This is a genomic window from Streptomyces griseiscabiei (assembly GCF_020010925.1).
GTDB lineage: Bacteria > Actinomycetota > Actinomycetes > Streptomycetales > Streptomycetaceae > Streptomyces > Streptomyces griseiscabiei.
This window is the reverse complement of record NZ_JAGJBZ010000004.1, coordinates 458,549-471,335: the sequence shown is the minus strand read 5'-3', so window position 1 is coordinate 471,335 and position 12,787 is coordinate 458,549. Positions and strand designations below refer to the sequence as shown.

The window sequence follows — 12,787 nt, the reverse complement described above, 5'->3', positions numbered from 1 at the left end:
GGACCCTCGCCGCCCCTGAGAGGCACGGGGGCGCGGCCCCTGCTTCCCGAACCGCGCCGCCGGCCCCCACCGGCCCCACCGGCCCACGCCCGCCGAAGAACCCCCGCACCCTCGGGCGACTGGGCGCCCCCGCTCAACCCACAGCCGCTAACGTTGGCCGGATGAGCCCCGAGGAGCACACCCCCGCGGAGACGGCGTCCGCCGGCGGAACCCCCCGTTCCCTGGCGGAGGCCCTGCGCGGACGGGACGACGGTTCGCTCGCCGTGCTGCTCCGGGCCCGGCCGGATCTCATCACGCCCGTGCCGACGGACCTGACCCAGCTGGCGACCCGCGCCGGGACCCGCGCGTCGGTCGTGCGGGCCCTGGAGCGCCTGGACCGGTTCGCCCTCCAGACGGCCCAGGCGCTGGCCGTGGCGCCCGACCCGGCGCCGTACGACGCTCTCGCGGGCCTGCTGGCCGGTGACGACGCGGACCCGGTCGTGACCGCCGCGCTGCCCCGCGCCCTCGGCACCCTGCGCGACCAGGCCCTCGTCTGGGGCCCCGACGACCGGCTCCGCCTCGTCCGCACGGCCCGCGAACTGCTGGCGCCCTCGCCGCAGCACCCCTCCCCCACCGGTCTGGGCCCGACCGTCGCGGAGGCCACGGCGGGTATGTCGCCAGGGCGGGTGCAGGAGATCGTCGGCGCGGCGGGGCTGCCGAGCACGCACGACTCGGTCTCGGCGGTCACCTCGCTCGCCGCGCTCTTCGCCGACCGGACCCGGATGGCCGCGCTGCTCGCCGAGGCGCCCGCCGAGTCGCTGGACGTCCTGACCCGGCTGGTGTGGGGGCCGCCGTACGGCCAGGTCACCGCCAGTCCGGCGCCCCATCTGCGCTGGCTGCTGGACCGGGGCCTGCTGCTGCCGACCGCCCCGGGCACGGTCGTCATCCCGCGCGAGGTCGCCCTGCGGCTGCGGTCGGGCCGGGCGCACCGGGAGGTCCGTCCGGTGCCGCCGCCGGTGGAGGCGTCGGCCACGCACCGTCCACAGGTTGTGGACGCGACGGCGGCCGGGCAGGCGTACACCGCGCTGGCCACCGCGGAGGAGCTCCTGAAGGACTGGGACGAGGGCGGGCCGGCCGTTCTGCGGGCCGGCGGGCTCAGCGTGCGGGACCTGAAACGCACGGCGGTGGCCCTCGACATGCCCGAGCCGGTCGCCGCCTTCTGGGTCGAACTCGCCTACGCCGCCGGCCTGCTGGCCTCGGACGGCGAGGCCGACGAACGGTACGCCGCGACCCCCGCCTACGACGAGTGGCTGGAACTGCCCGCCGCCGAGCGCTGGGCGCGGCTGGCCACGGCCTGGCTGGGCGCGACCCGTACACCGGGTGTGATCGGTGAACGGGACGCCAAGGACCGTACGTTGTCGGCGCTGGGCCCGGGGCTGGACCGGTCGGCCGCGCCCGAGGTGCGGCACCGGGTCCTGACGCTGCTGGCCGGGCTGCCCGAGGGCGCCTCGGCCGGCCCGGATTCGGTACTGGCCCGCCTCCACTGGGAGCGCCCCACGCGCGGCGGGCAGCCGCAGTCCCAGCCCCAGCAGCAGGGCGCGCAACCGTCGCGGCAGGTCGAGGATCTGCGGGCCCGGATCGCCCGGTGGGCGCTCTCCGAGGCCGAGTCGCTCGGGGTCACCGGGCGCGGCGCGCTGTCCTCGCACGGCCGCGCGCTCCTCGGGCTCCCCCAGGAGGCCCCGGCCGGCGCCGAGCTGCCGGAGACCCCCGGCGACAAGCTCCCCGCCCACCACGTCCCGCTGCCGGACCGCCCGGCTCCGGCCTCCTCTCCCTCCCCCTCCCCCGACCCCGTCGCCGAGCGGGCCGCCGCCGCCTCCCGAGCCGCCCGGCTGCTCGCGCCCCTGCTCCCCGAACCACTGGACCACGTCCTGCTCCAGGCGGATCTGACGGCCGTCGCGCCCGGCCCGCTGAAACGGCCGCTGGCCGACGCGCTGGGCGTACTGGCGGACGTGGAGTCGAAGGGTGGTGCGACGGTGTACCGGTTCACGCCCGGGTCCGTGCGCCGGGCGCTGGACGCGGGGCGCAGCGCCTCCGACCTGCATGACTTCCTGACCGCGCACTCCCGGACGCCGGTCCCGCAGCCGCTCGCGTATCTGATCGACGACGTGGCCCGGCGCCACGGCCATCTGCGGATCGGCGCGGCCTCGGCGTATGTGCGCTGCGACGACGACACCATGCTCAGCGAGATCCTCGCCGACAAGCGGTCGCAGGGGCTCGGGCTGCGGCGCTTGGCGCCGACCGTGCTCGCCGCGCAGACGGACCCCGGGACCCTGCTCGACGGGCTGCGGGCGATGGGGTACGCGCCGGCCGCCGAGTCGGCGGAGGGCGATGTCCTGATCACCCGGGCGCACGCCCACCGGACCCCGCCCCGCACGGCCCCCGAGCCCGTCCCGGACGGTCCTCCGGTGCCGGACGACACCCTGCTGGGCGCCGCGATCCGCGCCGTCCGCGCCGGTGACCTCGCCTCCACCGCGCCCCGCAGGACGAACGGCGATCCGGCGGCCCCGTCCGGCGCGCTGCCCCGCACCGGTTCCGCCGAGACCCTCGCGACCATGCAGGCCGCCGTCCTCACCGGCGAGGCCCTGTGGATCGGTTACGTCAACGCCGAGGGCTCCGCCAGCCAGCGCGTCATCGCCCCGGTCCGGGTCGAGGGCGGCTTCGTGACGGCGTACGACCACACGGCGGACGAGGTCCGTACGTTCCCGCTGCACCGGATCACGGGTGTCGCGGAACTGGCGGACGACGCGCCCTGAGCGAGTTGATCAAGCGGCTTCCCCGCCCTCACCCGTTCGGGTGCATACGGGCGTTCATGCAGGCCATCCCCACTTTTCCCTCGCACGAGCGAGAGCGCCCCGCCCGGCGCATCGCGTCCCGGGGCGCGGGGCAGCCACCCTGTGTCCGATCGAGCCCGACTCCCGCACTCGAAAGGCCACACCCACGCATGCGCCCTCTCACCAAGCTCGCCACGTCCGCCACCGCGATCGTCACCGCCACCTTCACCGCCGCTGCGGCCGTCGTCCTGCTGGGCCTGCTCGCCACCCCGGCGGCGGCGAACCCGCCCCTGCCCCTCCCCGAACTCGGCACACTGGTGGGCGAGGGCCTGAGCGTGGAGGGGCCGCTGATCCAGAACGTCAGCCTGCTGAAGTAGCGCACCGCAGCCGGTAGCTGTCCCCTTCGAGGCGGACGATCTCGGCGTGGTGCGCGAGGCGGTCGGCCATCGCCGGGGCCGCTCCGCCGAAGATCTCCTCCCAGCGGGCGAGCGGGCGGTCGCTGGTGACGATCAGCGAGGCCTTCTCGTAGCGGTGGGCGATCAGCTGGAAGAGGAGGCGGGCGGCGTCCGGGTCGAAGGGGAGGTAGCCGGCCTCGTCGACGATCAGCAGGGGGCAGGCGTCGAGCGCGGACAGCTCCCCGGCGAGCCTGCCCTCGGCCCGTGCGCCGGCCAGCCGCACGGCCCACTCCTCGGCGGTCGCGAACAGCACACGGTGCCCCGCCTGGCAGGCCCGTACGCCGAGCCCGATCGCGAGGTGGGTCTTGCCGGTGCCGGGGGCGCCGACGAGCACCACGTTCCGTCCGGTGGCCAGGAAGTCGAGCGTCCCGAGCCGGGCCAGCAACCGCCGGTCGAAGGAGCGCGGGTGCCCCTCGTCGAACTCCTCCAGCAGCTTCCGCGACGGGAACCCGGCCGCCCGCACCCGTCCCTCCACACCGGCCTCGACGCCGTACGTGCCCCGGCCCTCGTGCCGCACGAGCCGCGTGGCGCCCCGCGCGAAGCGGGTCTCGTGGTTCTCCTCCGAGGTGGCCTGGGCCGGGATCGGCAGCGGTGCCCGGATCAGGGCGGGGGCGGCGGGCTCCGGCGTCCGGGCCGGTGGCGGCTTCCGCTCGTCGAGCGTCCCGTGGTGGGGGCCGGGGTGGGGGCCGTGGCCCTTGTCCTCGCGGAGCATCGGCCCCGACATGTATGCCAGGAGCACCGCCGAGGCGATGAAGGCCATGTGGATCACCGTGCCCCACAGCAGCGCGTGGTGGGAGGTGTGGTGGACGTCCACGAACATCTGCAGCAGATGGACGGAGGAGATGCCCACGATGGCGGTGGCGAGCTTGACCTTCAGCACGTTGGAATTGACGTGCGAGAGCCATTCCGGCTGGTCGCGGTGGCCCTGGAGACCGATGCGCGAGACGAAGGTCTCATAGCCGCCGACGATGGTCATGATCAGCAGATTGGCGATCATGACGACGTCGACCAGCTTGAGCACCGCGAGCATCACATAGGTCTCGGTGGCGCTTCCGCTCACGCAGCGGACGATTAACGTCCACAGCTCGTTGAAGAACTTGTAGACGTACACCCCCTGTGCCGCGACGAGTCCGAAGTACAGCGGTGCCTGGAGCCAGCGGGTGGCGAACAGGGCGTAGCCGAGCGTGGTGCCCTGCGGGGAGACGGACGGGGTGACCGGGTCTGGCGGGGTGGTTGGCTGCACGCTCCGCATTCTTCGTAACCATGGGCGCAAATCTGAATTCCAGCCACTCATCGGAATGAATAGACATCCAATAGGACTGGGACGCTGCCAGGGGCGACGATCAGGCACACTGGACGTTTGGCCGAATCGAGCAGAATCGAGCGGAATCGAAAGGTGCCGCGCTAAATGGTCCCCTCATCGCCTATACGATCAGGTGCGATGCACACATTAGTGTGGACATCATCGCCCTCCTGGCGTACGTCTTCTCCTTCGGCAACGTCTGGGTCCTGGCTCTGCGCCTGGGCGTCCCCACCCCCATCGCGCCCCTGATCGCCCCCATGGTCGACCTGTCCGTGGTCGGGCTCCTGGTGGCCCTCCGCTACCCCTCCCTGCACGGCGTCCCTCCCGAGCAGATGAAAGCGGCCACCCAACTCATGCACGTCTCCGGCTTGCTCACCCTGGCCCTCAACATCGCCGAACCCGTTACCGCCGCACACTACGGCCGTGCTGCCGTGGACGCCGAGGCCCCGCTGCTGCTCCTCGGCTGGGGAGCGGTCGGCCCAGCTCCTGCGTTCCTTTCACTCGGTCGCCACCGAAGCAACCGCCGCGACCCCGCATGCCGAGAAGGAACCGGCACAAGAGCCGGCCCCGGCCCCGAGCGCTCCGACCCCCGCCGCGCCTGCGGTCAAGGTCCCCGAGCCGCTGCTGACCGAGGCACGCTCCATCGCCGCGTCCCACCATGCCGAGCACGGAGAAACGATTACTCCGGCTCAGCTCAAGAGGCGACTCGGCATCGGCCTGCCCATGGCCACAGCCCTTCACACCGCTCTGTAGAGCCGCGCTCTCCCTGCCGGGCTTCCGGCACCACCCACCTCGCCCGCCCCTGGGCCCGACTCGCCATGCCTGTGGGCAGCAGCCGAGCGCACTGAATCGCTGCTGCCCGCAGGTCCCACCCTCGCGCCGAAAGGAGACCCCGCCACCCATGCGCCGTCCCTCGACCTGCGCCACGTGATCAGCCCCGGCCTGCGGGATCTGATCGAACTGGCCAACACCCACGACTTCGACCGCGTACAACAGCGGCCGCGAGACCTGCGCGGCTGCACCAACCCCGTCAATCTCCATGGCTTCACCATCAGCACCGACCGGACCACCAAGGAAGCAGTCCGCTCCTACCGCTCCGAAGACGAACCCTCCGAACGCCTGCTGACCGCCCGCTGACCGCCTGCTGACCGCCTGCTGACCGCCTGCTGACCGCCTGCTGACCGCCTGCTGACCGCCTGCTGACCGCCTGCTGACCGCCTGCGGCAACCGTCGCTCCTCCTGCTCCCGCGCCTACGCTGCCGACACCTACCACCTCATCAAGGCCGGACTGTCCGGCGGCAAGAACGTGGGCGAAACCGTCCGCTACCACCCCCGCGCATTCGTCACTCTCACCGCCCCCTCCTTCGACCCCGTCCACAACCGGCCCACCACCGGTGCGGGCAAGCCCCACCCCTGCGCCTGCCGCGACATCCACGCCGGACAGCTCTGGGCGCGTTTCACCACCTACCTGCGCCGTGCCAGCGCCCACCGCCGAGGGATCAACACGCCGCCCTGATGGTCGTACTCGGCCATCGGGTGCAACTGGACGGCCGCCCAGTCGTACTCGCGCTGCCATTCTGCGCCCGCGCCGCAAGAACGGCGTTCCCATGCCTGGTCTAGGGCTCGGGCGAAGACCCCTGACACAACATCCCGTGAAATCTCACTGAAAAATCCACACCAATCCGGTGGATCAAAACGAGCACCCCCTGCCCCATATAGCAAAAAACACCCAAAACGTTCATCGAGTGATCTTTAGTAGCCGATGCCGACTTATAATTTTCGACGATGATTCACGCAAAAAAGTAAGCAATCACGACAACTCAAATCAAGCTCAAATATCGACTCGGGTGTTGCATGCACAGAATCCCTTGCTTATCTTTTTAATGTCCCATCACCTTCCCTCCACAGGGAAGGTGGCGATCTAACCATTTAGACAACACCCCAGAATCAATTCCAGACAGGGAAACTCGTGAATAATCTCAAGAGGATTGGCGCTGTCGCTGGCGTAGCGCTCTCGGCAACACTACTTGCCACCACCAGCGCTTTCGCGACCTGGTCCAGCTCGCTCACCCGCGTCCACGTCAACTTCAACTCTCGCGAATGGGCCGATTCGAGCTACACGCAGATACACTTCAAAAATTGCTCGGCATCGGACGGAGCGAGGGATTATTACAGCGTCACCGTGGAGCTCATGCGCGTGGACGGATTCAACAAGAGCTTCGGAAGTAAGACTTTCTCCGAGTGCTTCTCCAGGGGTGACGGAGACGTAACAAGCACGGGAGTGTGGAATAATCTGCCGTCCGGCGACTATGTATTCATAATCAGGGCCATCGGCAATCAGACGTCAAACTACCCCAGCCTAAGTGTTGCAGATGTAATCGTCGACACAACCAAAGCCGACTAGATAAGAAATTCGACTCAAGCCCTGCAGGACGGTTCGCCAAGAATTCTGGCGAACCGTTTATATTTGCGTGACGTCAGCAGAAGCGCCGCCGAGTCCATCGCCCGGCTCCTGCACAAACTGAGGCAGAAGGCTGGCACCCGCAAGGACACCTTGAGTGGCCCGGCGGTTCGCCCGTAATGTGCCCTCGCCGTGTGAGGGTGGGCCGTCGCGTGTCGCTGCGGGGTGCGCCGGGTTCCACGGGCCCGGAGGGTGCTGGCCTTCTTCCTCTGGGTGTGCGTTGAGGTGGAGGCTGGCTGTCAGGTGGCGACGGTCAGGTTGTTGCCCCGCTTCCAGCTGCTTGCGAACGCCGTCGCCCAGGGCCAGGTCCGTTCGATGCGCAGGTGGTAGAGGCGGAAGCCATCGTGTCCGGCTCGGCGTCGACGAGGTCTTCTTGGTTGTGGAGGGTCGCAGCCGCAGCCAGGCGTCGAGATCGGCGGCGAGGTTCGCGGTGAGCATCCAGCTCGCGTTCGTTTCCCAGGACTTGGGCGGCAGGTTCGCCAGTCCCATCGCCTTGTTGGTGCGCACGCGGTCTTCGACCCCAGCGTGATCGCGGTGCAGGACGTTGAGGAACTGCACCTGGTGGGTCCCGGCGATGTGGCCCATGTGGCGGATGTTCGTTGCGGTGATCGAGTGGCGCCAGCCGGTCTTCTGCTCGAACGCGGTCAGCTTCCCCAGGTGTCGGCGGGAGTGCTTGACGCCGCGGACGATCAGCCGCATGCCCTTGGACCAGCCCTCACGCGTGTTCAGCCCGGTCAGCTCGACGACGAAATAGCCCTCCTGGACCTCGCCGTCCTGTCGCAGGGAGGTTTCCCAAGCGGCTTCGGGGAGGCAGGCGATGGCGCGTTCGTCCTCGGGAGTGATCGTCCAGCCGACGGTGTAACGGACCATGCGCCGCGTGGTGTTCAGCGCCTGGAGGCGCTTGAGCAGGCCGTGCGTGGCACCGGCGCCGTCGACCCGTACCAGGATCTTGGCTCGGGAGGAGCGGGGTATCTGCGCGAGCGCGGCATCCAGCACCCGCAGGTGATCGGTGACGGTGTTCGCGTCTGCGTTGTCTTCCCTCAGTCAGTTCCATCGCCAGGCACCCGTCGGTGTTGGCAGGCCACGCGGCCAGCGGGTGGAAGCCGAAGGCGCCCTTGAGCGTGCCGGCGACACCCTGTTTGCTGGAGGCTGCGGTGATGATCATGTCGAGCACGATCCAGTCCTTCAGATGCCGCCTCGCGACGGTCAGATACGGGAAGCCGCCGGGCCGCAGGTGCAGCAGCGTCCAGACCTGGCGCCGCACTCGCTGTCGTACCTTCGCGATCTGTGCGCGCCACGCCCCGTCCGTCGTGGGCAGAAAGCGGTGCAGCATGGAGTCCGGCACAGCCCCTCCGACAGGGGGCCGTGGTGGAGCTGGAGCTGTTCGGCCTCCAGCACATTCGCGGCGCCGAGCGCAATCGCGACAACGAGGCCGACGAGAGCGGAGGCCCGGTCCCGCCACGACGAGGTCGTGCCCGATGGCAGCATTCCCGCCAGTGCGTCGGTGAGGCCGACGCGGTCGGCGAGCCGGCGCAGCAGCACCGCCCCGGCATGCCCAACCAGCCCTTTCCCGTCGGCCGTCACAGACAGACTGCGGTCCCACTCTGTACGCTCGCTCACCAGAAGGTGCTCTGACTCCTGCGCCAGATTCGATCTAGACATTCGCATCCATGCAGGTCGGCGGCACCTTTCTGCTGCCAGGGCGTCAGATCTGCCACTTCCGCTGAAGAGCCAGGGTCAGTGCGGCGTCGCGGCGGTGACGTTCAGCGTGGCCAGCCGTGGCGGTTGCCGCTGGAGGTCCGAGTGTTGCTGGTAGCGACGTACTGGCGCACGAGCCTGACGCTACGGCAGGTGGCGCCGCTGTTCGGGAACTCGAAGTCTGCAGCTGACCGAATCCTCGATCACCTGACGCTCTATCCCACCTGAAGAACTGGAAGATCCTGCGGGGCCTGCCGCCTGAGGGGCAATGGTGTTCACCAGGCCATGCTCGGCGTCGCCCAACTCCACAACCTGGCCCTCACCGGATAACTCACACCCCATACGGGACAACCCCTAGCTGTCAGCCGCCTCGGTCTCCTGTTCGCTCCCCTTCCCCGCCGCCCGCAGCATGTGCCCCTCCTCGCCGAAGTGCACCGACAGACGTGACGTGTCCAGCTTCTTGCCGCCACGCCGTGCGGGTGCCACCTCCACGTAGCCGCCCGCGTTCAACAGCAGATCTCGCTTACCGGCCACGTCCGAGCGCTTCCACTGCTCGGCGTGCGTCTCTCCGGTCGGCTCCACCTTCACGCCACCCGGCTTCGCCGTGCGCTGCCTCTCCTTCAGGGTCGCCAGTCGCTCTTCCAGCTTGGAGTACTGCTCCGCGTACCGGATCGCTCCGTCATCGCCCCTGAACAGGCCCCGGTCGTAGCGATCCTTCTGCAGGTCGGCCAACGCTTCCTCGGCCTGCCTGATCTGCGGGTGGAAGTCCTCGCCCACCTCCTGGACCATCCGCATCACGGAGAGGTGCCCGTACTTCGCGAGGAACTGCTCGGTGACGTGCTCCTCGGTGCTCACCCCCGCCACGGTCGGCCCGTAGCACTTCACGCCCTGCTTCTCCTCCCCCTTGGCTGCCCGCTGGCGGTACTTCAGAGGCCCGATGCACCGATACCGAAGCTGACCGTTGCGCCCGCTGAAGGTGTACATGCGCTCGCCGCAGACCGCGCAGTGCAGGATGCCGCGCAGTAGCGACGTCCCCTCCCGTCGCTTCTCACCGGGATTGGCCCGGCGCTCCAACTCCTCCTGGAGCACCTGCCAGGTGTCCGCGTCGAGAATCGGCGGGCGGTTGACCAGGGGCAGCCCGTCCGTCCGCAGGATCGGCTTTCCGTCCTCGATGACCTGGCCGAGCAACTGCGGATTGCCCAGCAGGCTGCGCAGCGTCGTCGTGTACCACTGCTTGGAGTCGCTGCGCTTGCCCGTGGTCCGGCGTGAGGAGTGGCCGGGCGACGGGACCGCCTCCTTGTTGAGGTCGTTGATGATCCGCATGAGGGAGTCCTTGGCCAGGACCCGTTCCACGATCTTCCTGATCGTCTTGGCCTCGTCCTCGTTGACCGCCAGGACCTTGCCCTCCCCGTTGGGATTGGGGACGACCATGTACCCGTACGGGACCCGACCGCCGGTGTACCGACCCTCGCGGCGCAGGTGCTCGTGCGCGCTGGACACCCGCATCCCGATGGTGTCGGACTCCAGCTCGGCGAAGACCGCGATCACCTTCGCCATGGCCCGGCCCATCGACGATGTGAGGTCGAGCGGCTCCGTCGCCGACGCGAGCGCGACGCTCTGGTGCTCGGCGAGTCGCATGATCTCCGCGAAGTCGACCGTCGAGCGCGCAAGCCGGTCGATCTTGAAGAACACGATCACGTCCAGCTCGGCGAGCCTGGTCAGGATGCGTTGCAGTCCCGGCCGGTCGAGCCCGCGCGAGAAGCCCGAGACATCGATGTCTTCCTCGGCGGCTACGACCTCCCAGCCGCGTGCCTCGCACAACGCCGCACAGGCCGCCCGCTGGCGTTCAGGCGAAGTCGTCTCGTCGGTTTCGCGCGATAGGCGAATATAGATAGCGGCGCGCATCCCCGGCGCGCCGGCCGGGACGCCCTTCCGGCGTCGGGCACGGGGCATAGCCCGTGCTGTGACAGACGTTGTTGCTGTCATGAGACGACCTTATCTCCGGAGGTATGTGTGTCCTGCCTAATCGTCCAGTCGGACAAGACACTGCTCCTGGAAGTCGATCACGAGCAGGCGGACGAGTGCCGTCGGGCCATCGCGCCGTTCGCCGAGCTGGAGCGGGCCCCCGAGCACATCCACACCTACCGGGTGACCCCGCTCGGCCTGTGGAACGCGCGGGCCGCCGGGCACGACGCCGAGCAGGTCGTCGACGCGCTGGTGCAGTACAGCCGCTACCCGGTGCCGCACGCGCTGCTCGTGGACGTCGCCGAGACGATGGACCGCTACGGCCGCCTGACCCTCTCCAAGCACCCCACCCACGGCCTGGTGCTCACCACCACCGACCGGCCGGTGCTGGAGGAGATCCTGCGGTCGAAGCGGATCGCCCCGCTCGTCGGTGCCCGGATCGACCCGGACACCGTCGCCGTGCATCCCTCCGAGCGCGGCCAGATCAAGCAGACCCTGCTGAAGCTGGGCTGGCCCGCCGAGGATCTCGCCGGGTACGTGGACGGCGAGGCGCACCCGATCGAGCTGGCCGAGGACGGCTGGGCGCTGCGTCCCTACCAGAAGCAGGCCGTGGAGAACTTCTGGCACGGCGGCAGCGGCGTCGTCGTACTGCCCTGTGGCGCGGGCAAGACCCTGGTCGGCGCCGGGTCGATGGCCCAGGCGAAGTCGACCACCCTGATCCTCGTCACCAACACGGTCTCCGCGCGGCAGTGGAAGCACGAACTGGTGAAGCGGACCTCGCTGACCGAGGAGGAGATCGGAGAGTACAGCGGGACCCGGAAGGAGATCCGGCCGGTCACCATCGCCACGTACCAGGTGCTGACCACCCGCCGGAAGGGTGTGTATCCGCATCTGGAGCTGTTCGACTCCCGTGACTGGGGTCTCATCGTCTACGACGAGGTGCATCTCCTTCCCGCTCCGGTCTTCAAGTTCACCGCCGATCTCCAGGCGCGGCGGCGGCTCGGTCTGACGGCGACGCTCGTCCGGGAGGACGGGCGTGAGTCGGACGTCTTCTCCCTCATCGGGCCCAAGCGGTTCGACGCGCCCTGGAAGGAGATCGAGGCGCAGGGCTATATCGCGCCCGCCGACTGTGTCGAGGTCCGGGTGAACCTGACCGACTCCGAGCGGCTCGCCTATGCCACGGCCGAGCAGGAGGAGAAGTACCGCTTCTGTTCCACCACCGCGACCAAGCGGAAGGTGGCCGAGGCGATCGTCCGCCGCTTCGCGGGGCAGCAGATCCTCGTCATCGGGCAGTACATCGACCAGCTCGACGAACTGGGCGCCCACCTCGACGCGCCGGTGATCAAGGGCGAGACCAGCAACGCGCAGCGGGAGAAGCTCTTCGACGCGTTCCGGCAGGGCGAGATCAACGTCCTGGTGGTGTCGAAGGTCGCGAACTTCTCCATCGACCTCCCGGAGGCGACCGTCGCCATCCAGGTCTCCGGCACCTTCGGCTCTCGCCAGGAGGAGGCCCAGCGCCTCGGACGTGTCCTGCGCCCGAAGTCCGACGGTCACCAGGCGCACTTCTACTCGGTCGTCGCCCGCGACACCATCGACCAGGACTTCGCCGCCCACCGACAGCGCTTCCTCGCCGAACAGGGCTACGCCTACCGGATCATGGACGCGGACGAGCTGCTGACGGATGGCCCGGAGGAATGACAGAGGGCACGCAGGGGTGACGGAGGGCTGAGAACGGCCGGGCCTGGCCGTGTCCCCGAGGACCGAGGCCGCCTTGAGTGCGGGCAGCGGGTGCCGGGTCGTCGGGGACGAACAGCCGCAGGGGTGACCACCCCGTGGGCGGGTGGCGGGACTCGGTGGAGGGGGCGGGGTACGCGCGGTGAGCCGGGGCTCACCGGCGGCGTATGCCCGCCTCCTCCGCGTACTCGCCGAGGATGACGACGCCGAACGCGGCGCTCGCGAAGACCTTGACGGCGCGCAGGGCGTCGGCGAGGCGGTGGCGGTTGTGGTGGTCGTCGAGGCCGGTCGCGCCGGGCGGCGGACCGGGTCGGCCGGAGGCCGAGGCTGGGATGAAGGTCGCTGCACTCATGTCTCCATG

8 protein-coding genes and 3 pseudogenes are annotated in these 12,787 nt (G+C 69.5%); 7 read left to right on the top strand and 4 right to left on the bottom strand.

Features of this window, described 5'->3' with window-relative positions:
• The first annotated feature begins 161 nt into the window (after positions 1-161).
• Both J8M51_RS41590 and J8M51_RS41585 read left to right on the top strand, forming a co-directional pair.
• Positions 162-2,792: a helicase C-terminal domain-containing protein gene (locus J8M51_RS41590; protein WP_267299982.1), complete on the top strand. Its 2,631-nt coding sequence runs from the start codon at positions 162-164 to the stop codon at positions 2,790-2,792.
• Positions 2,793-2,980: 188 nt separating this feature from the next.
• Positions 2,981-3,187: a hypothetical protein gene (locus tag J8M51_RS41585; protein WP_086764003.1), complete on the top strand. Its 207-nt coding sequence runs from the start codon at positions 2,981-2,983 to the stop codon at positions 3,185-3,187.
• Here the strand turns inward: J8M51_RS41585 and istB are convergent.
• A complete protein-coding gene (istB, locus tag J8M51_RS46195; RefSeq protein ID WP_398857939.1) occupies positions 3,171-4,517 on the bottom strand; it encodes an IS21-like element helper ATPase IstB in 1,347 nt (448 codons plus the stop codon). The two genes, J8M51_RS41585 and istB, sit on opposite strands and share 17 nt — an antisense overlap.
• Before the next feature lie 167 nt (positions 4,518-4,684).
• Here istB and J8M51_RS41570 point away from each other — a divergent pair.
• The 3 genes and pseudogenes from J8M51_RS41570 (at position 4,685) to J8M51_RS41560 (ending at position 6,972) form a co-directional block, all read left to right on the top strand.
• Positions 4,685-5,321, top strand: a pseudogene (locus J8M51_RS41570) (DUF2637 domain-containing protein).
• A 165-nt stretch (positions 5,322-5,486) separates the two neighbouring features.
• Positions 5,487-6,069: pseudogene (locus J8M51_RS41565) on the top strand (replication initiator); the annotation flags it as partial.
• Between the two features lie 468 nt (positions 6,070-6,537).
• Positions 6,538-6,972 (top strand): hypothetical protein, encoded by a 435-nt coding sequence (locus J8M51_RS41560; protein ID WP_143673364.1) that lies wholly within the window; start codon positions 6,538-6,540, stop codon positions 6,970-6,972.
• 57 nt (positions 6,973-7,029) lie between these two features.
• Here J8M51_RS41560 and J8M51_RS41555 read toward each other — a convergent pair whose 3' ends face one another.
• The gene (locus J8M51_RS41555) at positions 7,030-8,025 is read right to left on the bottom strand and encodes a transposase (protein ID WP_256965965.1); all 996 of its coding nucleotides are present in this window, start codon (positions 8,023-8,025) and stop codon (positions 7,030-7,032) included.
• Between the two features lie 651 nt (positions 8,026-8,676).
• Here J8M51_RS41555 and J8M51_RS46400 point away from each other — a divergent pair.
• Positions 8,677-8,937: pseudogene (locus J8M51_RS46400) on the top strand (transposase family protein); the annotation flags it as partial.
• A gap of 144 nt (positions 8,938-9,081) precedes the next feature.
• On the opposite strand, the gene J8M51_RS41545 reads toward J8M51_RS46400, so the two are convergent.
• The gene (locus J8M51_RS41545; protein WP_256965967.1) at positions 9,082-10,632 is read right to left on the bottom strand and encodes a recombinase family protein; all 1,551 of its coding nucleotides are present in this window, start codon (positions 10,630-10,632) and stop codon (positions 9,082-9,084) included.
• 108 nt (positions 10,633-10,740) lie between these two features.
• On the opposite strand from J8M51_RS41545, the gene J8M51_RS41540 reads away from it, so the two are divergent.
• Positions 10,741-12,390, top strand: coding sequence for a DNA repair helicase XPB (locus J8M51_RS41540; protein ID WP_086760981.1), 1,650 nt, complete (start codon positions 10,741-10,743; stop codon positions 12,388-12,390).
• A 190-nt stretch (positions 12,391-12,580) separates the two neighbouring features.
• Here J8M51_RS41540 and J8M51_RS41535 read toward each other — a convergent pair whose 3' ends face one another.
• A complete protein-coding gene (locus tag J8M51_RS41535) occupies positions 12,581-12,778 on the bottom strand; it encodes a hypothetical protein (protein WP_086765221.1) in 198 nt (65 codons plus the stop codon).
• Between the last annotated feature and the right edge of the window lie 9 nt (positions 12,779-12,787).